The following is a 21412-nucleotide window of genomic DNA, read 5'->3' as shown; positions in this document are numbered from 1 at the left end:
TCAGTCCTCAGTGGACAGACAAGCACGGCCGCCGTGGACCCCTCCCGGGCCGGGCCGGGATACTGGGGCACGGCAACCGGTTCGAAGCGGAAGGGGCTCGACGGTGACGCGGCGCGGATCCACGGAGCAGACGAAAACGTGCGGGAACGCCGGATCCGGACGGATCGGGTGAATCGCCGTCGCATGCCGCGGCTGCGCCGTCCGGCCACGACCGCGGACGAGCAGGTCGGGTTCAACGGCGCGTTCGCGGCCGCGCTGACGCGCGCGATCGGGTCGATGCCCGCGCTGTACGTCGTCCTCGCGCTCGTCGCCGGATGGATGGCGCTGGCGACCTGGGGCCCGCTGCGCGCGGTGGACCCGTATCCGTTCGCGTTCCTGCTGTTCCTGGACAACGTCGTGCAGCTGGTGCTGTGCCTGGTGATCCTGGTCGGCCAGCGGGTGCTCGGCGGCGCGGCCGACCGCCGTTCGGTGCAGACCTACGAGAACGCCGAGGCCGTCTTCGAGCAGATCGCGGACCTGCAGCGGCATCTCGACCAGCACGACCGGGCGCTCAGCCGCGGTGTGAGCCTGCTGGAGTCGAGCCCGCATCCGTGGATCCAGCAGCACCGGGTGCAGCGGCCGCCGCAGGCGCTCGACCAGGCGGTGAGCGTCAACGGCCGGATCGCGGCCTGGCTGACGCAGCGGCTGGGCAGCATGTGGGCGTTCTACCTGGCGGCCGGGACGCAGGTGGTCTGGATGGGCCTGGCCGCGCTCGGCGTGCAGCGGCTCGACCCGTACCCGTTCGCGTTCATGACCTTCCTGTCCACGCTGGTCCAGCTGGTCTTCATGATCGTGATCATGGTCGGGCAGGGCGTGCTCGGCCAGGCCGGCGACCGGCGTTCCGAGCAGACCTTCCTCAACGGCGAGGCGATCCTGCACGAATGCCGCCGGATGAAGGCCCGGCTGGAGGCGCAGGACCGGCTGATCGAGGACCTCAGCCGCTACACCCGCGGCGAGCTGATCGAGGATCTCGCGCGGGCGATCCACGACGTCGACGGCCACGCCCAGCGGACCGTCCACGCCTGGGTCCCGCCCCGCTGGGACCAGGCGCCCGAGGAGCACAAGGCGGTCACCCGCGCGCAGGCCCGGCAGCTGGGCGAGCACCTGGCGCTGGTCGGCTGCGTGATGGTGCCGGCCTTCGACCCGTCGCTGACCGTCGTCTTCGGCGAGGACGAAGTCCTGCTGCTGGCCCAGCGGGAACACGACCGGTGGCGTTCCGAGCAGTCCGCCGGCGAGGTGGCCGACCCGGACCTGGTGGGCTGGGACGACCTGCCGGAACCGGTGCGGACGCGGAAACTGCACGTCGCGCGCAGCATTCCGGGCCTGGTGGCCAGCGTGGGCATGCAGGTGGTCCGCGACGGGCGGGCTCGCGGCGGCGCGGGCGAGGAGGACTTCACCGCCGAGGAATGGGCGACCCTGCAGCGGGCGATGATGGCGTCGGGAATCCTGGTCGGGCTCTCGGTCGGCGGGGTCGATTCGGACGAAATGTTCGCGCTGGTGAAGACCTTGCGGGAAGCGAGCGTCGCGCATCCGAGGCGTTTCATCCGCGAGGTCGCCGCTTCGTCGGCCTTCGACACGGGACTGCGGCCGGGCGTCAAATACGCCGAATACCTGGGGTACGCGGAAAAGACCATCCGCGCGGCCGCGGCGATCGTCGCGAAGACCGCGCCGGCGGAGCTGCCGGACTTCCGCGAGTTCCTGGTGGAAATCGCCACCGTCGTCGCCGAAGTGAACCAGGAAGGCGGTTTCCTCGGGGTGGGCGCGCAACGCCGGACGCCCAAGGAGGTCGCGGCGATGGACGCCGTCCGGCTCGCCGCGCGCGGCACGACCGAGGTCACTTGATCGCGTGGCCGTACCACGGATTCCCGAGACGCTGCGCCTCAGGCCGCGGAGACGGCACCGGCGAGGTCGGTCGGCGATTGGCCGGGCACGAAGTCGCTGACGTTTCGTGCCCGCCGACGCCGCGTCGCCGAGGTTGCCGCGCGCGGTCCCGGCAGGTCACCGGGATGCGGCGGCCGCCACCTTCGCCGTGATCGGTTCCAGCACGGCAATCAACTCTTCGAGTTCGGCGGCGCTCAACGCTTCGTACGGCGCCGCGGCGAGTTCGTCGGTCAGATTTTCGATGCGTTCCTTCGCCTCGCGGCCCGCGTCGGTGAACCGGCCCTCGGCGTCGACGAATCCGCGTTCGCGCAAGCCGTTCATGACCGCGGCCAGCCGCTTCTTCGGCAGGTGCTGAACGCGTCCGAACGACTCCGGCGGATGGATGCCCATTTCCAGCGCGGACAGAATATGCGCCTCCGTGCCGCCGATCCGCGCGCCGACCAGCGCGGCGATGTGCCCGTCCCCGCGGTGCTCGCGCAGCATGGTCGCGGCATGCCACAACCGGGCCACCGGATCGCTCGGCACCGGCCGGGTCCGCATTCCCGCGTACATCATCCGTCCCTCGGTGGGCGCGCTCGTCGCGGCTTTCGCGGTCAGGTCGGCGGCGCGCACCAGATCCGGGGAGTCGGCCAGTTCGCCGAGAATCCGCCGCAGGGAGGCCGCGCTGCCCCGTTCCCGGGCGGCGACGGACTCCTCGGGCGGGATCGTCTCCCACGCGCTCGGGATGTGCCGCGCGACCTCGCCGTCGGCGAAGTTGTAGAAAGCCGCGTGGACGACCTCCGCCGGCACCCGTCCCAACGGTGCGGCGCGGCTGGCGAAATAGCCGTCCCAGTAGGTGCGGTGACCGAGCGCGGCCAGTTCGTCGTTGCATTCGTCGGCGAAGAACGTGACGAGGCAGATCGGCTCCAGAAGCTCGAACATGCGCCGCGCGGTGCTGGTCATCGCTGCATCATGCCAGCGCAGTGAGGAAAACGTCGGCGATTTGCCCGTCGAGGTCGATCGACGCGACCGCATTCTCCGCACTGTCCGCAGCAGGCGAGCGAAGGACGACTTCGGCTCGGTACAGCCCGCGCCGGGTCATCACGTTGAGGGCTCGGGTCGGCTGGTCGAGCGTGACGCTTACGGTGTCTTCTCCGGCGAACCGGATCTGGTCGCCGCGGTCGAGGTCCTTCACGGTCCCGTTGATCGTCAGCCGGAGCGGCCCCAGCGCGGTGAAAAGCCGGTCGATTCCCGGGAAAGCCGAGAACGGCGCGTCTTCGAGCAGGTCCGCGACGCTGATCCGCCACCGCGTTTCGCCGGCGGGATCGGTGTCGGCGGCGAGTTCCCTGGTGGTACCGGCTCCGTTGCGCCAGGGAACCGGGGTGATTTCGGACGGGATGAGCATCAGAGCATCTCACTCGTTCGCCCCGGCAGACGCAAACCCGGGCGGTTCACCGCGGCAACAGCGTGCGGACCGCGTCGGGGAATCCGGCCACTCCGTCCGGTCCGGACAGCGCCAGGTTGAAGAGAAACCCGGGCAGCAGCGCCAGAATCGCCTGCGCGAGAGCGTCGGCCGAGGCACCGGTCCAGGTCCCGGTCTCCTGGCGGCTGCGCACGAGACCAGCCACCTCGGCACTCATCTCGGCTGACGCGGCGGTGAGCCGGTCGGCGAGTTCCGGGTTGCGCTGCGCTTCCGACCAGACCAGCACCGCCATGCTCGCCAGCTGCCGGTCGCGGTGCAGCTCGGCCACGGCCTCCAGCAGTTCCGCCATCACCTCGCCGACGCCGTTCTCGCCGCCGCTGCGGGCGAGGGCCGCGCGCAGCACGCCGGTGACGTCGTCGAGGTTCTGCGCGGCGACGGCGACGATCATGTCCTCCTTCTTCGGGAAGTACCGGTAGACCGCGCCCGCGGACTTGCCCGCTTCGGCGAAGACGTCCTGCATCGACGTGCGGTGGAAGCCGTTGCGGAGGAAACAGCGGCGCGCGGCCGCCAGGATCTCTCCCCGCTGGTCGTCCTTGTACTGCTGGCTCACCCTCGGCACGTCGCGCTCCTCGCCTTGACATCTCTCGCCCCGGCAGCTTAGCGTGAAAGAAAAGCGGATGTCCGTCCTCTTTTACGTGTCAGGAGAGCCGCCCGTGCCCATGCCCCCCGTTCCCGACGTCACGCTGACCCCGGTCGCGTCCTTCCCGGAGAAGTACTTCCCGGAAAACCTGGCCGTCCGCGCCGACGGTTCCGTGCTGGTCACCGTCCTGCTGCAGCAGGAGCTGTGGCTCGCGCCGGGTCCGGTTCTCGTGCACCGCTTCGACCATCCGGTGACGGGGATCGTCGAGGTGCAGCCGGACGTCTTCGTGATCAGCCTGACCGAGGGGTACACGACCCACGAATCCCACTTGGTCCGGCTCGACCTCACCGGCTGGACGCCGGGGGAGCCGGTCGCCCCGGAGGTGATCTTCACCTTCGACGACCGCGTGCGCGCACTCAACGGCAGCTGCCTGCTCGGCCGCGGAGTGCTGGCCGTCGCCGACTGCTTCGCCGGGCTGATCTGGCGCGTCGACCTCGATGCCGACGCCCGCGGCGCACAGGCCCGGGTCTGGCTGGCCCACGACACCATGGCCGACGATCCGGACGCCGAGGTCGCCCCTCCGCGCCAGCCGGGCGTCAACGGCGTCCGGTACAGCGCGCGGACCGGGTACCTCTACTACACGTCCACCGCGCAGAAAGTCTTCATGCGAGTGCCGGTCGACCCCGCGACGCTGGACCCGTCCGGTGGTGCGGAATTCGTTGCCGCGATCGACAACGCGGACGACTTCGCCGTCGACGAGGAAGCCGGATTCGCTTACGTCACCAGGCATCGCGCCAACACGCTCGACCGAGTGCCGCTGATTCCGCGGCACGGCAGCGAAGTCCGGCATGTCGCGGGCGAGCCGTTCGACGAACTCCTGGTCGGGCCGTCGAGTGCGGTATGGGTGCCGGGGGAGGAGGGGCGGGCCCTTTACGTGACCACGGACGGCGGCACGACTGCTCCGCCGGACGGGACTTTCCGCAATGCCAGGCTGTTGCGGGTGGAACTGCATTGACCGCTGCCCCAATTTTGGCGCAGGCTCAAGGTTTGCGCGCCACCCCGGCCAGCATCGCCGCCTCGCTCGGATCCGCGAAGTCGACTACCGGCGTGTCGGGTCCGCTTTCCTCGGGACGCCAGGCGGCGGTCCACGTGACCCCCGGCTCCACGAACTCGAAGTCGCCGAACAGCGCGCGGATTTCCGCGTTCGAGCGCAGCACGTGCTTGCTGACATTGGTGTCGTACAGCTCGATCACCGTGTGCAGCTGTCCGGCGATGTCCTCGGGCAGTCCCTCGTGGGTGATCTGCGACAGCACCAGATACGAGCCCGACGGCAGCAGCTCGCGGTACCGCGCGACGGCCTCGGGGCCGAGGTCGCGCCCGTCCGGGCCGGGCTGCTGGATGTGCAGGACAGCGGTGACCAGCAGCGCCAGCGGCTGGTCGAGGTCGATGACGCCGGTGTCCGCGACGGACTGCCACAGTTCGTCCGGTTCGCGAAGATCACCCTGGATCACCGCGTGGCGTGCGGGATCGCCGTGGCGCTCCAGCAAAATCCGCGAATGCGCGACCGCGACGGGTTCGCGGTCGATGTAGACGACGCGCGAGTCCGGGGCGACGTCGTCGGCGATCTGGTGCACGTTGCCCATCGTGGGAACGCCGGAGCCGATGTCGACGAACTGGCGCACGCCCAGCCGCACCAGGTACCGCACCGCGCGGTGCAGGAAGGCGCGGTTGGCCCGGGCGCAGTACATCCCGGCCGGAAAGGCGGACAGGACCATCTTGCCGAACTCGCGGTCGATGGCCCAGTTGGCCGTGCCGCCGAGATACCAGTCGTAAACCCGTGCCACGCTGGGCCGGTCGAGGTCCACGTCCGGGATGGGCTCTTCAGGTCCTTGCGCCACGCCGCCTCCCCCGCAGTCGTGATCAATCGTAGCCAACCCGGCACGGACAGGCAGCGCTGCCGGGCGCGGCCGCCGTCGCCCGCGCAGCGGCCTGGACAACTCGGCCCGTGCTTACCGAATGCGCAGTGTTTTCGTGAATAGCCCACAATACCGTCGCGTCTTGGTGCCGCGAAAGCACTCGATGATCGTCTTTGAGTAGGCTGGCTCCGACGACTTCACTGGGGGAGCGATGACTGAAGAAATCGAACCTGCGCGCCGGGCCGCCGTGCGTTTTCCGGGAATCAGCCCGAGAGCCTACGAACACCCGGTGGACCGCGGCGCGCTCGCCACGCTGCGCGCGGTGCCCGGTTTCGCGCAGGTGATCAAGGCGGTCTCCGGTTTCTACAACGAACGCGGCGAACGGCTGATGGCGCTGGCGTCGTCGATTCGCGTCGGCCCGAAGCAGTACCCGGAACTCGACCGGCTGCGCCGCGAATGCGCCGAGACGCTGGACCTCCCCGCGGTGCCGAACCTGTTCGTCTACCAGGATCCTCGGATGCAGGCGGCCGCGCTCGGCATGGACGAGCCGTTCATCCGGATCAGCACCGCGCTGGTCGACCAGATGAGCCACGACTCGCTGCGGTTCGCCATCGGCCACGAAATGGGGCACGTGCTGTCCGGGCACGCGGTGTACCGGACGATCATGGTGCGCCTGATCAACCTCCAGATGTCGATGTCCTGGACCCCGGTGAGCGCACTCGGCATCCGGGCGATCATCGCGGCGCTGAGCGAGTGGTACCGCAAGGCCGAACTGTCGTGCGACCGCGCGGGCCTGCTCTGCGGCCAGGACCCGACCGCCGCGCTGCGCGCGCAAATCCAGCTGGCCGGCGGGGTCGACCCGTCCCGCATCGACATCCCGTCCTTCCTTCAGCAAGGCGCGGAATACGAGGCGGGCGAGGACATCCGCGACAGTCTGCTGAAACTGAAGTACGTCGAAACGGAAACCCACCCGTTCGCCGTGGTCCGCGCGACGCAACTGCAGAAATGGGCCGCGTCGGAGGAATACCGGGCAATCCTGACCGGCGACTACCCGCGCCGGGACGACGACACGCCCACCACGGACTGGAAGGACGACCTGAAGTCCGCGGCGAAGTCGTACAAGGATTCGTGGACCGCTTCGGCTGATCCGCTGACGAAGGTCTTCACCGAAGTCGGGGAGACGGTGGCGGATACGGCAAGCAAGGTATGGGCGAAGTTCGGGGGCGGTTCGGAGAACGGGAACTCCTGAGGGGAGGCGCTGGTGTGCCCGCGCCTGTCGCCGCTGATTTCTGGGAGAGCCGATGACCGAAGCCGATGCCGAGTCTCTTGTCGACGAGATCGCCCGACTCCTCGAACTCCGCACACCTCTGCCGACCGACTGCAAAGAACTTCTCAACCGCTTCCCCGGTGGCGTATTTCGCAGGATCGGTATCTACAGTCCGGTCGCGACTGAACAGGCCTGGATCAAGTACCAGCGCGATCTCGACGAAATCCTGACCAGCACCGGCCAGGACAACCTGCTGGGATGGGATCTCTCCGGTATCGCCGTCGATTTCATCTCACCGATGAGCCGCTAACCGGGCCAGGCGGTCACCTTCCGGGGTGTTCGACAGCCAGCACAAACCCAACTTGGGCGACCAGGAGACCGCCTGGCAGTCGCGGACAACGCGTTCGACGGTGTCCTCAACCGACAAGGTGGCCCACGGCTCGAACCCCGTATCGCCGATCTCTCCGACGACCATCAGGCCTTCACGAAGCAGATAACCGAGAACAGCGGCGAAGAAGCCAGCGAAACGGTCGCTGTCTTTGGGGACGACCTGGGAGGCGTTCCAGATCAGCGAATCGACCGGAACCCAGTCGTCGAGTCCTTCGTCAAGCGTCGGGGCCACAGCCTGTTCGCGCATTTCCCCCACCTCTCGCTCATCCATCGAAATGCACCTCTCTCGCCCTGTGGCAGTGCCCTGAAATGACGCCGACTCAGCGCGGTCCGGGCTGCCGAGAAGGAGCTGCCCAGCTGGCAAGGAGTTTGAGCCGGTCTTCGGATTCGGTGCCGGGTTCCGCGGTGTAGGCGATCAGGTCGTGCACCGCTCGGCCGGACAGTGGCAGATCGAGGGACTGGAAGGTCAGTTCCAGGCGGCCGACGTCGGGGTGCTGGAGCCGTTTGACGCCGTCGTGGCGGATCAGGACGTCGTGCGCGGCCCAGAGGTCGCGGAACTCGGCGCTGAGAGTGCACAGTTCGCCGATGAGTTCGCGCAACGCCCGGTCGTGCGGCTCGCGCCCGGCCTCGGCGCGCAGGAGGGCGGCGGTGGCAGTGCAGGCGGCGTCCCAGTCCACGAAGAAACGCTGTGCGCTGGGGTCGAGAAAGATGTAGCGAGCGAGGTTGGGGCGGCCGCGCCGGTCGACGGTGGCGCTCTCGAACATCGGCGCGTACAGGGCTCGGGCCAAGGCGTTGCTGGCGACGACGTCCGTGCGGCCGTTGCGGACGAACGCCGAGGACAGCGTCATGGAATCGAGCAGCCACTGGACGCGGGCCGGAATCTCGACGTCCCGGCGACGCGACGGCGTGCGGCTCGCGGGCCGCGACGAGCGGGCGAGGTCGAACAGGTAGGTGCGTTCGTCGTCGTCCAGCCGCAGGGTGCGAGCAACGGCGTCGAGGACAGCTTCGGACACGCCGCCGACGTGCCCCTTCTCCAGCCGCGTGTACCACTCCGTGCTCACCCCCGCCAGGACAGCGACCTCCTCGCGCCGCAGCCCCACGACCCGGCGACGGCCGCTGGTCGGCAGCCCGGCCTCCTCGGGGGTGATCTTGGCGCGTCGGCTGGAAAGGAAATGCCGGATCTCGTCGCGCTTTCCGGGCAGCTGGTCCATGACATCCACGGTATCCGCAGGTCGTGGCGCGAAGGGGGTTGAGGTCGTACCCCCGATAAACGCGGTCTGCTCCGGTGCCAGCCGACGCGGTCTCGTAGAGATCGGGAAACGAGAATGGAGGCAGGGACATGACGAGCAAAACACTGCCCGCTCCGTCGGTGGCACTGGGCACCTGGGCCTGGGGAGACAGCGGCGAGCCGGGCGACGGCTATTTCGGCAGCGAGCTGACCGCGGCCGGCCTGCGAGAGATCGTCGACAAGGCGCAGGCGCACGGATTCACCCTGTGGGACACCGCGGTGGTGTACGGAATGGGCCGCTCGGAGAGCGTCCTCGCGGAGGCACTGAACGGCTACGCCCGCGGCGACTACCAGCTGTCGACGAAGTTCACCCCGCAAGCCGCGGGCGACGGCGACGATCCGGTCGCGGACATGCTGGCCCAGAGCCTGGACCGGTTGGGCACCGACTATGTCGACCTGTACTGGATCCACAACCCCGCCGACGTGGCCCGCTGGACGCCGGCTCTGATCCCGCTGCTGCGGGCCGGCAAGATCAAGCACGTCGGCGTCTCCAATCACAACCTGAAGGAGATCGCCATGGCCGACGAAATCCTCGGCGAGGCGGGCTTCCGGGTGGAGGCGGTCCAGAACCACTACAGCCTCCTGCACCGGAGCTCCGAGCGCGCGGGCATTCTCGAACACTGCCGCGCGCACGACGTGCGGTTCTTCTCTTACCTGGTCCTCGAACAAGGAGCGCTGACCGGCCGATACAGCCCGGCCAGTCCCATGCCGGAGGGCAGCAGCCGGGCGGCCGGGTACAACGGGATCCTTCCCCAGCTGCAGCCGCTCACGGACCGGCTGCGGACGATCGGCGAGGACCACGGCGGGTCTGCCGCCGACGTCGCCACCGCGTGGGCCATCGCCAAGGGAACGACCCCGATCATCGGAGTGACAAAGGCAGCCCACCTCGACGGGTTGGTGCGAGCTGTCGGCATCGAGCTGACCGACGAGGAGATCGCGGAGCTGGAGTCGCTGGCAGATGCCGCGGAAGTCGACACGCTCGCGAGCTGGGAGCACGAGATGTAGCGGGCGGGTGCAGAATGTCGTCTCCTGTCAGGCATGTGGTGCTTGCCGTCCGGGATCGCAGCTTGGGAGCAGCACCGCGCGCCGCGGAGTTCGACGGTGAGTGCCCCGGTGGACGCGGCAGCGACGCCCCGACACGTTCGACGCAGAAAAACGCCACCTGCTCGTCGAGGCGTGTCGAAACCGCCATGGCCCGTTCGTAGAGGAGATAAAAGGTTCGGCAGCGGGCCGGGCCGCGATGAGGAGGCAGCACCATGGCTGACACGACCAAGCGCGAAACCAGGCCGTTGCGGTTCGGGGTCGTCGCTCCGATCACCTCCGACCTGCCGACCTGGCGCGATCAGCTGTGCGGCCTGGCGGACACCGGCTACTCGACGATCCTGATGCCCGACGTCCCGCAATGGCAGCCGGCACCGGGCCCCGCGCTCGCCGTCGCCGCGACGGTCACTGACCTGCGGGTCGGTACCTGGGTATACGCGTCACCGGTCCGCCCGGCGTGGAGCACGGCGTGGGAGGCGCACTCTTTGTCCGTGCTCACCGAGGGCCGTTTCGAGATGGGCATCGGAACCGGCCGTCCGGGGATCGCCGATCAGCTTCGCGAGCTGGGCCTGCCGGACGTACCCGTGAGCCAGCGGCCAGACCAGGTGCGCGAGGTCATCGCGGCCTTGAGGGACCTGGACGGCCCCGACTCGCACACTCCGGTCGTGGTGGCCGCGGGCGGTCCGAAATCGCAGGCCGTCGCCGCGGAACTCGCCGACACGGTGACCTTCGTGATGCCGCAGATCGAGACCCGGGCGCAGACAATGCAGCGGGTGCGGCAGTTCGACAACCGGCGCGGCGTCGAACTGGCATTGCACGTACCGGTGATCGGGGACTTCGCCGCCGCGTTCATGACCGGACCCGACACGGACACCGCCGCCGTCCGAGCCGCGGACTCGGTGGCCTACCTCCCCAACGATCCCGCGGCCGCGGCCGACGAAATCCTGCGGCGGCGAGAGGAAATGGGCTTCTCGTACTTCGTATTCGGAGCCGGTGCCGCCGGCCCGCTCGCTCCGGTGGTGGCCGAGTTGGCCGGACGGTAGACAGCTGGGTAGTTTCCGGCAGCGGCAATCAAAGCAGCTGTCACCGGCGGCAGATAGGGTGTTGCCGTGGTCGAGTATATGACGCCCGCGCATATCGCGGTCGAGATGAGCGATCTCCCGGCTCTGCGGGACCTTTTGGACCAAGGTGTCGATGTCGACGAAGAATGCAATGGAATGACGTTGTTGCAGCACGCCATTGATGTCGAAGGTGACGGTCATGTGCAGACGGGCAATCCGTTGCACGTCGACCTCACGGCCTACCTTCTCGCTCGCGGAGCCGACCCGCTTCGTCGAAGCAATGATTTCGAGCAGGTGACAGCGGAGGAGATGGCTGAACGCTACGGCCATTGGCTCGCGCTCGCTCTGTTTGACGCATGGAAAAAGCGGGCGAGTCGGTAGAGGAGCGCTTCGCCCACCGCCAACTCACCCGGAAGGAACAGGCCCTGATGAACGACCACGAGTTCTGGGCACTCGTCTCCTTGGCGCGGCGGGACCCGCCGGCGACGGATCAGGCCGCTTTCGCTCCGCTGGAAGAGGAACTCGCCAGGCGCGGCGAAGCTGAGATCAAGGAGTTCGAGGACATCCTCGCCCAGCGTCTTTACGACCTGGACCGGTCAGAGCTGGCCGCGGTGCCGTCCGCAGCCACCGGTTTGCCGCTCTCCAGCGATTCCCTCCTGTACTACCGGGCAGCGGTGGTGCTGGCCGGGGAACAGGCCTACCGGTCCGTTCTCGAAGACCCGGAGAAATTCGGTTCGTCCACCGGAACCGGTGGACCAGAGGCCGAATTTCTGCTCTACGTCGCGCAACACGCGTACGAGAATTCGACAGGAAAAGAATGGGAACACGTCAGCCCTGTCGACTACGAGACGGGATCGAACCCGGCGGGCTGGAGCTGAAGCGGGGCCAGTCCGCGACCGGTGGGCCACCGGCCACGCCTTCCCCGTCGACAATGGTGTCGGCGTCGTCCGGTGACGCCGTGGTGACACTCGAGTGGTCATATGCGGGACATGGAGCATGCCCGTCCCGAACCCGGACCGACGCCAACTCGGGTCCCCGTGCCGGACATTGTGCCAGAGGAATTGCGCGAACCAGGTCGCCCGCTGGACCAGGCTGTTCGGGCTCGCGCCGAAGCCGACCTGCACTGGGATTTCAGCAGGGTACGGGTGCATACCGGCGACCGGGCCGCGAGTTCCGCGCGGGCCATCGGCGCGACCGCGTACACGCTTGGCCAGAACATCGTGTTCGGTGCCGGTCGTTACGCGCCCGGGACTGCCGAGGGGAATCGGCTGCTGCGGCACGAACTCATCCACGTGCGCCAGCAGCCCGTGGGCTCGCCGAGCCGTCCGCTGCGCCTGGGCGACCCGCACGCGCCGGCCGAGCAGCAAGCCGACCTGGTGGACGCCGCGGGCGTGATCCGGCGCCAGACCGACCCCGAGAGCCTCACCAGGGAGCAGATCCTCGATTTGTTCGGCCAGTCGACGTCGAAGGAAGACTTCATCCTCAAACTCGGCCTCGGCCCGGTCAGCGACAGCCGGCTCGCCTCCTACCTGCTCGGCAAGGGGTTCACGCCCGCCAGGGAACGGGAGGACCCGGCGATCGCGGCCATGCCGCACGCGGACCCGGGCCGCCCCGGGGACGAGATCGTGGGGCGCGTCATCCAGCGGGAGTCGCCGGACATGATGGGTTTCGTCGGCACTTACGAACGCGGCACCGCGCGTGAGCTGGACCAACGGCAGGAGCAGGCGAACGAGCAGACAAATCTGATGATCATGGGGAACTTCATCAGCGTGCTGGGCGCCGTGCACCAGAACACGATCACGCCGAGGATGGGCGAGGTGCAGGTAGAGCACCAGGCCGCGCCCGCGCCGCGCTCTGCCGCGGGGAGGCGGCTGGCGCAGGCGCTCGGCCCGGGACCCGGTCCCCGGCCGATCCCCGGCGCGACCGAGTTCCCGCAGGCACGTGAGCTCGCGGTGTCGAGCCTGCGCCTGCTCGGCGAGTACGAACAACTCGCGAATGCCAAGCTCCCAGGCATCGTGACCGAGCTGACCAAGAACCCGCGCGAGACCTCCAATCGAGTGCGGCTGGCCAGTTTGGGCGCGGACTTCCAAGCGCTGATGAACGAGGTCGGCGACGCGGCCACGCTGAATCCGAGCCAGCGTCGGCGCGCGGAGGCGATTCTGAGCGAGGCACGTCCGCTGGGCAAGCAGCAGTACGCGAACCTTCGTGGCCGGATCACCAATCAGTTGCGGGAAGACGAGCAGTTGAAAGGCATCGCGCAGCAGCTGGTCAGGAGGGGTGACGCCATCGACGACGGGCGCGGTGCGCTGAAGGTGCGGATCAAGGACAAGAACACCGGTACGATCAGCTACGAGCCGCTCAACCTTGAACACCGCATCCGTGAGACCGATAATCCGTGGGCGACCAAGTTGCCGGGCAACCTGGCGGTCACCGACGCGCCGCAAAACCAGCAGTACCTGGAAAGCCTGCGCGAGCTCGGATCCATCTGGCCCAGCGGCGACCGGGTGGAGAGCTTCGTGGTCAAGCACGGGCTCAACAAAGAAGGGGTGGACTTCCGCCCGGGTGCTCGATGACATGACGGGGCTTGGGCGATCTGGGAGGGGAAGCAACGCTGCGGCAGAATTCCGCGATGCCGCGGCATTCCCGATCTTGACCTGACCGAAGTGGGCCGAGGCGCTGATTTTGCGCTTCTTCGTCGAGGCGTCGCATTCGCTTGGGATCGAGCAGCCCCACCGAGACCTACAACTACCGCGACGCAGGCCAGTACACCTCCTCCGCCGACGCCGCCGGCAACAGCTTCACCGCCAGCTACGACAGCCTCGACCAAACCCGACCGCGGAACCTGACCTACACCAGCGGAGGCTCCGTCACCACAAACGTGTTCGCCACCACCGCACTTGGCCTGACCCAAGACGTGCACAATGGCGCTCGCACCAGTCTCGCCCGTGACCCGAAGGGTGTCATCGTTGCCGAGAAAACCGGCTCCGGTGCCCGCTACAACGTCGTTACCGATTATCAGGGCAGCGTCGTCGCCCTGATCTCCACGACCGGCGCGGTCGCCGCGACGTACAAGTACGACCCCTACGGCGGCGTCACCGCCTCAGGCGCCGCGGCCGGGGACAACCCGTTCCACTACCTCGGCCAGTACCAGTACGGCGCGGACCACATTCTGGGCTACCGGTGGTACTTTCCCGGATGGGGCCGCTTTACGTCTCGGGACCCCACCCGCCAGGAGATCAACCACTACGCCTATGCCAAGGGAGACCCGGTCAACAACAGCGATCCGACCGGAGCCTCGTCGATCGGCGGAAACATCGAAGCCTGCTACTGCCTCTGCATCGGATACACAGGTTCGTGCGGGACCAACCACAAATACGGGAACTCGATCTCCTTCGGCTTCGGCAGTCCGGGCATCAGCGGAGGCCTGGTGTCCAGCAGCGGAACCCCCAATGGGAAATTTGGCGTAGCGGGGGTCGGCAGCTGCTCCGCCGGCCCGGCGAGCTTCTCGGTCAGCACGAGCGGCACAGCGTCCGGGTCGCTCGGCAGCTCGCTCTCGACGCCGAAATGTTCGGCAAGTCTCAGTTTCTCGTTCTAGCCCGCAACCAGTTTGGAGTTGATCCACGATGACGATCTAGGGCAGCCTCAGCGCCATCGCCGCGGTTCTGGCCCAAGCCCCGCCCTCAGGGACGTGGGAAGTGCCGCCCTGGGTCGGCATCATCTTCGGCATAGTTTTGTCCTTGTCGGAATATTCGTCGTGACAAAATTAATCCAGCGCGGAAAGAAGAAGCGTTGATTATGCGAGTTTTCCTGGGCATCGTCGCGGCGCTCTTCGGCGTCGCCATCATCGTGTTCAACAAGAATTTCGCCCTGTTGAAAGAGTCGAAGAACGGCGAACAGTCTTCACGGCGGCTCACCTATAATCGAGTGGTGATTTGCGCGGTAGGACTGGTGGCTCTGGCGGCAGGAGCATTGACGGCAGCAGGAGTGCTCTGATCCCTGCCTCCGGATGACCGGATGCTCCGCCCCCTGTGGCGCGACATCGACGCGGGCGACCATCTGCTGTGACGACGCCTGTGGCCGTGAGATAAACATCTTCCAGCCACAGGCGTCTCGCTGACATCAGCGTCTAAGGTCCTGTTTGGAGACAGTGGAAGAGCTGTCCGGGCATGTGGTTGAACAGCTGCCGTGCGGCGCGGGAAACGGTTGGGGAGCCGCTGGAAGTTTTGCGCAGCAACAGGTCCGCTCGAGAATCTTGGTTACGTCGATCGGCCCGCTTTTCGAACAGCGACGGTGGACCCCTGCCCAGGTGTGCCGCCGCGCTCATGCGGCAGGCTCCAGGACAGACGTCGAATTCAGCTGCCGAGCCGGGCCGGTCCGCGATCGCCGCGACCACAGCAGGAGCACCAGCGCTTGCCGGGAATCTGCGGATCAAGCGAGAAGCCCAGCGTCCGTTCATTCTCGGGGGCTTGAGAGTTCGACAGGAAAAAAGAACGAGAACACGTTAGCCCTGTCGACTGCGAGACGGGCTCGAACCCGGCGGGCTGGAGCTGAAACGGGGTTCGGAAACGAAGTGGTGAGGATTCGTCTCGCACAAAGAGCGCGGCCAGGTGCCGGCGGCTGGCCGACCGCAACTACCAGTCGGCGCTGAGCGGGGTCTCTGTTCTGGTCTCGGAGTTGCAGGCGAACCGGCTCTGTCTGCCCGCGTGACCCAGGGAGGGTGATGCTGGGCCCTGTAGCGGTGGGCTATCTGCGCTATGGTTCACCCGTTGAGGAGCATCAAGTCGCCTTCGCTCCCGTCAGGCTTGAGGAACGTGTGCGGCTGAAAGCGTGCGTAGAGGTTGTGCCCGATCGTGCTGCAAGCATCTGCCGGCTCGTCTCCGGATCATGACCTTGAGCGCGGCGGCTGATGAAATCGAGTCCTGGCAACTCGGGAGAATTCGCTGAATGAACTCCACCGAGGCGGCCGGAATCGGCGGATCTCCGATAGGCGATGGAATTCATTCGCGTCATGGGGCGGTGTTCGATTTCGCCTGCCGCGAGGAGTCAGGTGAACCACGAGTTCAGTGCGCGGCAGTTGTTGTTCGCGTTGCCGGCCTGGTGGCGGCGAGGCGGTACGTGCCCGGCGGGACCGGCGCCAGCCATGCCGCGGGGTAGTCCGTGGTGGGCGGATCGGATCGGCGAGCCAGGGAAGAGGGAATCGTGCGGCGTCGCAGTGCCCGCGGATCGTGAAGGTGCTCTTGTCGGCAGCCTCAAGTGACGTGGATCACTCATCGATGAGGGCCGGTCAGGGCGTCCGAGTCGGGACCAGCGTTGGAGTGCGCAGGTGAAGTCCTCAAATAGGAGTGTCACCAAGCCCCGCACCAACGCCCGCCCCGCGCCCCACAGCACGAAAAAGGGGCTGAACCCGCAGGTCCAGCCCCTCTAGGTCGGGATGACAGGATTTGAACCTGCGACCCTCCGCTCCCAAAGCGGATGCGCTACCAAGCTGCGCCACATCCCGGCACCCCCGAAAACCCCGAGGCCCGGAAGCCCGGAAGCCCGAAGTACCCGGGGGGTGTACGACCCACCCTAGCGGGCACGCTAAGCTGGCTTCGCTCCCGGGTCACCGAGGGCGCTGCGGGTGTAGCTCAATGGTAGAGCCCTAGTCTTCCAAACTAGCTACGCGGGTTCGATTCCCGTCACCCGCTCCAAGCTTTCTACCTCGGACGACGACGCCGCGTCCGCCTCCAGGCGGGCGGCGATCACGTCCAGCAGCAGGTCCGTGTCCACCGGCTTCGTGATGTAGTCATCCGCTCCGGAAGCCAGGGTGCGTTCGCGGTCTTCCTCCGTCGCTTTCGCTGTGACAGCGATCACCGGCAGGTCCTCGTGGGCCGCTTCGGCTCGGATGGCGGCGATGGTCGCGTTGCCGTCCAGTTCCGGCATCATCACGTCCATCAGCACCAGCGCCGTGTCCTCGTGGCGTTCCAGCGCCCGGATTCCGGCCACGCCCGTGTCGGCGTAGATGACTTCCAAGCCTGCCTGCTCCAGGACCGCCGCGAGGGCGAAGACGTTGCGCAGGTCGTCGTCGACGATCAGGACCTTCTCGCCGTTGAAGCGTTTCGGCGCGCTGTTCGGTTCGGCCACCGTGATGGTGCTCGGCAGGACCGGCAGCTTCGGCGTGGGACGCACCGGCGTCGTCGGGGCGATCAGGTTCGCCGCGCCGACCGGCAGGTACAGCGTGAAGGTGCTGCCCTTGCCGGGGACGCTGCTGACGCGCAGTTCACCGCTCAGCAGCTCGGTGAGCTGCTGGCTGATCGACAGGCCCAGCCCCGTTCCGCCGTACTTGCGGCTCGTGGTCCCGTCCGCTTGGCGGAAGGCGTCGAAGATGACTTCCAGCTTCTCCTCCGGAATGCCGATCCCGGTGTCCTCGACCGCGAACGCGATGATTCCGGCCGCCGAGCGCAGCGACTCCTGTTCGACTTCCTCCGGGTCGGCCATCCGGATGTGCAGGCGCACACCGCCCTCGTCGGTGAACTTCGCGGCGTTCGACAACAGGTTCCGCAGGACCTGCTGGAGCCGGTGCTCGTCGGTGTGCACGCTGCCCGGCACCGGCGGGTCGATCAGGACCGCGAACTCCAGGCCCTTGTCCGCGGTCAGCGGGCGGCACAGGGACTCGACGTAGTTCACCAGCTCCGGCAGCGTCACGTCGGACATCTGCAGGTCCAGCTTGCCCGCCTCGACCTTCGCCAGGTCCAGGATGTCGTTGATCAGCTGCTGCAGATCCGACCCGGCCGCGTAGATCGTCTTCGCGAACTGGATCTGCTTCTCCGTGAGGTTGCCCTCCGGGTTCTCCGACAGCAGCTTCGCCAGGATCAGCGCGCTGTTGAGCGGGGTCCGCAGCTCGTGCGACATGTTCGCCATGAACTCGTTCTTGTACTGCGACGCGACCGTCAGCTGCCCGGCCCGTTCCTCGAGTTCCTGGCGCGCCTGCTCGATCTCGATGTTCTTGACCTCGATGTCGCGGTTCTGCTGGGCCAGCAGAGCCGCCTTCTCGGCCAGTTCGGTGTTCGACCGGCGCAGTTCGCCCTGCTGGGCCTGCAGCTGCTCGGACCGTGCGCGCAGTTCCTGGGCCAGCCGCTGCGATTCGGTCAGCAGCGCCTCGGTGCGCGAGTTCGACAGGATCGTGTTGACGTTGACGCCGATCGTGTGCCGCAGCTGCTCCAGCAGGTCCAGATGCACCGCGGAGAACTCGTTGACCGACGCCAGTTCCAGCACGCCGAGCACCTCGCCCTGGAACAGCACCGGCAGCACGATCACGTTGACCGGCGGGGCCGAGCCGAGCCCGGACGACACCAGCGCGTACTCCGGGGGAGCGCCGTTGACCAGTATCGTCCGCCGGTCCACCGCGGCCTGGCCGATCAGCGATTCGCCGAGCCGGAAGCGCAGGCCGGTGCGGGCCTGGGCGAGGCCGTAGGCGGCGATGCAGTCGAGCAGCTTGTCCGGGTCGCCGCCGTCCTCGTCGTCGTGCGCGATGAAGAACGCGCCCTGCTGCGCGCTCACCAGCGGGGCCAGCTCGGACAGGATCAGCGTCGCCACCGACGCGAGGTCGCGGTGGCCCTGCATCCGCCCGGACAGCCGCGCCAGGTTCGTCTTCAGCCAGTCCTGTTCGCGGTTCGCGGAGGTGGTCTCCTTGAGGTTCGCGATCATCTGGTTGATGTTGTCCTTGAGGTCCGCCAGCTCGCCGGACGCGTCCACGGTGATGTGCCGGGTCAGGTCGCCCGCGGTCACCGCCGTCGCGACCTGGCCGATCGCGCGGACCTGCGTGGTCAGGTTGCCCGCCAGCTGGTTCACGCTCTCGGTCAGCCGCTTCCAGGTGCCGGACACGCCCTCGACCTCGGCCTGGCCGCCCAGCTTGCCCTCGGTGCCGACCTCGCGGGCCACGCGGGTGACCTCCGCGGCGAACGCGGACAGCTGGTCGACCATCGTGTTCATCGTGGTCTTGAGCTCGAGGATCTCGCCCCGGGCGTCGACGTCGATCTTGCGGGACAGGTCGCCGCGCGCGACCGCCGTCGTGACCTGCGAGATGTTCCGCACCTGGCTGGTCAGGTTGTGCGCCATGAAGTTGACGTTCTCGGTCAGGTCCTTCCAGGTACCGGCCACGCCGGGGACCCGCGCCTGACCGCCGAGGATGCCTTCCGTGCCCACTTCCCGGGCGACGCGGGTGACCTCGTCGGCGAACGCGCGCAGCGTCTCGACCATGTCGTTCAGCGTCCCGGCCAGCGCCGCGACCTCGCCCGCCGCGTCGATCGAAATCTTCTTCGACAAGTCGCCGTTCGCCACCGCGCTCGCCATCGTCGCGATGCTCCGGACCTGCACGGTCAGGTTGTCGGCCATGACGTTCACGTTGTCGGTGAGGTCTTTCCAGATCCCCGCGACGCCGGGGACGCGCGCCTGGCCGCCCAGCCGTCCTTCGGTACCGACCTCGCGGGCCACGCGGGTGACCTCGTCCGCGAAGGCGGACAGCTGGTCGACCATCGTGTTGAGGATGTTCTTCAGCTCGAGGATCTCGCCGCGCGCGTCGACGGTGATCTTCTGCGTCAGGTCGCCGCGGGCCACCGCCGAGGTGACGTGCGAGATGTTCCGCACCTGCTCGGTCAGGTTGTTGGCCATGAAGTTCACGTTGTCGGTCAGGTCTTTCCAGGTGCCCGCGACACCCGGCACGGTCGCCTGGCCGCCGAGCTTCCCGTCCGTGCCGACCTCGCGGGACACGCGGGTGACCTCGTCGGCGAAGGCGGACAGCTGGTCGACCATCGTGTTCAGCGTGGTCTTCAGCTCCAGGATCTCGCCCTTGGCGTCGACCGCGATCTTCTTCGTCAGGTCGCCGCGCGCGACCGCCGTCGCGACCTGCGCGATGTTGCGGACCTGCGCGGTGAGGTTGTTCGCCATGAAGTTCACCGAGCCGGTGAGGTCGCGCCAGATGCCGGCGACCCCGGGCACGGTGGCCTGGCCGCCCAGCTGCCCTTCCGTACCGACTTCGCGGGCCACTCGGGTGACCTCGTCAGCGAAGGACGAGAGCTGGTCGACCATCGTGTTCATCGTGGTCTTGAGCTCGAGGATCTCGCCGCGCGCGTCCACGGTGATCTTCTGCGTCAGATCGCCCTTCGCGACCGCGGTGGTCACGTGCGAGATGTTCCGGACCTGGTCGGTCAGGTTGTCGGCCATCTGGTTGACCGAGTCAGTCAGGCCGCGCCAGGTGCCGGCCGCGCCGGGGACCTCCGCCTGACCGCCGAGGCGGCCCTCGGAACCGACCTCGCGGGCGACCCGGGTGACCTCGTCGGCGAACGACGAGAGCTGGTCGACCATCGTGTTCAGCGTCGTCTTGAGCTGCAGGATCTCGCCGCGCGCGTCGACGTCGATCTTCTTCGTCAGATCGCCCGCCGCGACCGCCGTGGCGACCTGCGAGATGTTGCGGACCTGGTCGGTCAGGTTGTCCGCCATCAGGTTCACCGAATCGGTGAGGTCGCGCCAGGTGCCCGCCACGCCCGGCACCCGCGCCTGGCCGCCGAGGCGCCCTTCGGAACCGACCTCTCGCGACACCCGCGTGACCTCGTCGGCGAAGGACGAGAGCTGGTCGACCATCGTGTTGATCGTGTTCTTCAGCTCGAGGATCTCGCCCCGGGCGTCGACGTTGATCTTCTGCGTCAGGTCGCCGCGGGCCACCGCCGTGGTGACCGAGGCGATGTTCCGGACCTGCTCGGTGAGGTTGTCGGCGAGGAAGTTGACCGAATCGGTGAGGTCGCGCCAGGTGCCGGCCACGCCGGGGACCTCGGCCTGGCCGCCGAGGCGGCCCTCGCCGGCGATCTCGCGGGAGAGCCGGATCACTTCGGCGGCGAACCGCGACAGCTGCGCGTTGAGGCCGTTCACGGTCTTGGCCAGCTCGGCGTACTGCCCGCGCAGCGGACGGCCGTCCAGCTGCAGCGCCATCGGCTGCGACAGATCGCCCTCGGCGACCGCGCCCAGCACCCGGTCCAGCTCGACGACCGGGCGGCTGACGTCCTCGATCAGCCCGTTGACCGTGTCGACCGCGGTGGCCCAGCCGCCGGGGCCGATCTCGGTGCGGACGCGCTCGTTGAGCTTGCCCTCCTGGCCCACCGCGCCGCGCACGCGCATGAGTTCCGTCACCAGCCGCTGGTTGCGCTCCGCGATGTCGTTGAACGCCGACGCGAGCCGGGCGGTGATCCCGTCGCCGTGCGCCACGAAGCGCCGCCGGAAGTTGCCGTCCCCGAGGTCGTGGACCGCGGCGAGCAGCCGCTCCAGCGCCGCGGCCTCGTTCGCCGGTACGGAATCCGGGTCAGGGGCCCCGGAGTTCCGGGGGCTCCCGGAAGCCTGGGGAGTCTCTGTCATCTCTGCCGACCTTCCCACCACGCGTGTGCCAGCCATGGTCGTCGACCCAGCCTGCCACGGTTCGCCCTACACTTCGACCCAGTCCGCCCGCGCACACTGTGCCA

General features: G+C 67.9%; 18 protein-coding genes and 2 tRNA genes. 12 read left to right on the top strand and 8 right to left on the bottom strand.

The features are described 5' to 3' along the window. Nucleotides 1–33 precede the first annotated feature (33 nt). Nucleotides 34–1881: a DUF1003 domain-containing protein gene (locus CU254_RS27300; RefSeq protein WP_009081222.1), complete on the top strand. Its 1848-nt coding sequence runs from the start codon at nt 34–36 to the stop codon at nt 1879–1881. Between the two features lie 156 nt (nt 1882–2037). Here the strand turns inward: CU254_RS27300 and CU254_RS27295 are convergent, their stop codons facing one another. The 3 genes from CU254_RS27295 to CU254_RS27285 are packed head-to-tail and all read right to left on the bottom strand — an operon-like array spanning nt 2038 to nt 3941. Next, nucleotides 2038–2862 (bottom strand): hypothetical protein, encoded by an 825-nt coding sequence (locus CU254_RS27295; RefSeq protein ID WP_037715001.1) that lies wholly within the window; start codon nt 2860–2862, stop codon nt 2038–2040. A 7-nt stretch (nt 2863–2869) separates the two neighbouring features. Continuing rightward, a complete protein-coding gene (locus CU254_RS27290) occupies nt 2870–3304 on the bottom strand; it encodes a HutD family protein (RefSeq protein ID WP_009081216.1) in 435 nt (144 codons plus the stop codon). 46 nt (nt 3305–3350) lie between these two features. Then, complete coding sequence (locus CU254_RS27285; protein ID WP_009081214.1) at nt 3351–3941, bottom strand: TetR/AcrR family transcriptional regulator; 591 nt, start codon at nt 3939–3941, stop codon at nt 3351–3353. Between the two features lie 100 nt (nt 3942–4041). Between CU254_RS27285 and CU254_RS27280 the strand changes: the two genes are divergently transcribed. After that, complete coding sequence (locus CU254_RS27280; RefSeq protein WP_009081212.1) at nt 4042–4977, top strand: hypothetical protein; 936 nt, start codon at nt 4042–4044, stop codon at nt 4975–4977. 25 nt (nt 4978–5002) lie between these two features. Here CU254_RS27280 and CU254_RS27275 read toward each other — a convergent pair whose 3' ends face one another. Next, nucleotides 5003–5860, bottom strand: a complete 858-nt coding sequence (locus tag CU254_RS27275; protein ID WP_009081211.1) for an SAM-dependent methyltransferase — start codon at nt 5858–5860, stop codon at nt 5003–5005. A gap of 229 nt (nt 5861–6089) precedes the next feature. Between CU254_RS27275 and CU254_RS27270 the strand changes: the two genes are divergently transcribed. After that, nucleotides 6090–7127, top strand: a complete 1038-nt coding sequence (locus CU254_RS27270; RefSeq protein WP_009081209.1) for a M48 family metallopeptidase — start codon at nt 6090–6092, stop codon at nt 7125–7127. 52 nt (nt 7128–7179) lie between these two features. After that, a complete protein-coding gene (locus CU254_RS27265) occupies nt 7180–7455 on the top strand; it encodes a hypothetical protein (protein WP_009081207.1) in 276 nt (91 codons plus the stop codon). Here the strand turns inward: CU254_RS27265 and CU254_RS27260 are convergent. Beyond that, nucleotides 7438–7806 carry a hypothetical protein gene (locus tag CU254_RS27260; protein ID WP_009081206.1) on the bottom strand — a complete coding sequence of 123 codons (369 nt, stop codon included), beginning with the start codon at nt 7804–7806 and terminating at the stop codon, nt 7438–7440. The two genes, CU254_RS27265 and CU254_RS27260, sit on opposite strands and share 18 nt — an antisense overlap. Nucleotides 7807–7855: 49 nt before the next feature. After that, nucleotides 7856–8746, bottom strand: coding sequence for a helix-turn-helix transcriptional regulator (locus CU254_RS27255; protein ID WP_009081205.1), 891 nt, complete (start codon nt 8744–8746; stop codon nt 7856–7858). Between the two features lie 128 nt (nt 8747–8874). Between CU254_RS27255 and CU254_RS27250 the strand changes: the two genes are divergently transcribed. From CU254_RS27250 to CU254_RS27220, 7 genes are all read left to right on the top strand, one after another. Continuing rightward, nucleotides 8875–9828, top strand: coding sequence for an aldo/keto reductase (locus tag CU254_RS27250; protein ID WP_009081203.1), 954 nt, complete (start codon nt 8875–8877; stop codon nt 9826–9828). A 251-nt stretch (nt 9829–10079) separates the two neighbouring features. Beyond that, a complete protein-coding gene (locus CU254_RS27245; protein WP_037714996.1) occupies nt 10080–10907 on the top strand; it encodes an LLM class flavin-dependent oxidoreductase in 828 nt (275 codons plus the stop codon). A gap of 66 nt (nt 10908–10973) precedes the next feature. Next, nucleotides 10974–11306 carry an ankyrin repeat domain-containing protein gene (locus tag CU254_RS27240; RefSeq protein ID WP_009081200.1) on the top strand — a complete coding sequence of 111 codons (333 nt, stop codon included), beginning with the start codon at nt 10974–10976 and terminating at the stop codon, nt 11304–11306. A 47-nt stretch (nt 11307–11353) separates the two neighbouring features. Next, nucleotides 11354–11803: a DUF4240 domain-containing protein gene (locus CU254_RS27235; protein ID WP_050788291.1), complete on the top strand. Its 450-nt coding sequence runs from the start codon at nt 11354–11356 to the stop codon at nt 11801–11803. A gap of 159 nt (nt 11804–11962) precedes the next feature. Then, entirely contained in the window at nt 11963–13498 is a 1536-nt protein-coding gene (locus tag CU254_RS27230; RefSeq protein WP_158688099.1) for a DUF4157 domain-containing protein, read from the top strand. Nucleotides 13499–13638: 140 nt separating this feature from the next. After that, nucleotides 13639–14520 (top strand): RHS repeat-associated core domain-containing protein, encoded by an 882-nt coding sequence (locus CU254_RS27225; protein WP_009081195.1) that lies wholly within the window; start codon nt 13639–13641, stop codon nt 14518–14520. Nucleotides 14521–14720: 200 nt separating this feature from the next. Then, nucleotides 14721–14918 (top strand): hypothetical protein, encoded by a 198-nt coding sequence (locus CU254_RS27220; protein ID WP_009081193.1) that lies wholly within the window; start codon nt 14721–14723, stop codon nt 14916–14918. A gap of 1433 nt (nt 14919–16351) precedes the next feature. On the opposite strand, the gene CU254_RS27215 is transcribed toward CU254_RS27220, so the two are convergent. Continuing rightward, nucleotides 16352–16425: transfer RNA gene (locus CU254_RS27215), tRNA-Pro, on the bottom strand. 116 nt (nt 16426–16541) lie between these two features. Here CU254_RS27215 and CU254_RS27210 point away from each other — a divergent pair. Further along, a tRNA-Gly gene (locus CU254_RS27210) sits at nt 16542–16615 on the top strand. On the opposite strand, the gene CU254_RS27205 is transcribed toward CU254_RS27210, so the two are convergent. Beyond that, nucleotides 16584–21308: a HAMP domain-containing protein gene (locus CU254_RS27205; protein ID WP_086024913.1), complete on the bottom strand. Its 4725-nt coding sequence runs from the start codon at nt 21306–21308 to the stop codon at nt 16584–16586. The genes CU254_RS27210 and CU254_RS27205 overlap by 32 nt on opposite strands. Nucleotides 21309–21412 lie beyond the last annotated feature (104 nt).

This window comes from Amycolatopsis sp. AA4, assembly GCF_002796545.1.
GTDB lineage: Bacteria > Actinomycetota > Actinomycetes > Mycobacteriales > Pseudonocardiaceae > Amycolatopsis.
The sequence above is the reverse complement of the archived record's forward strand: the minus strand, read 5'-3'. Positions and strand labels throughout refer to the sequence as shown.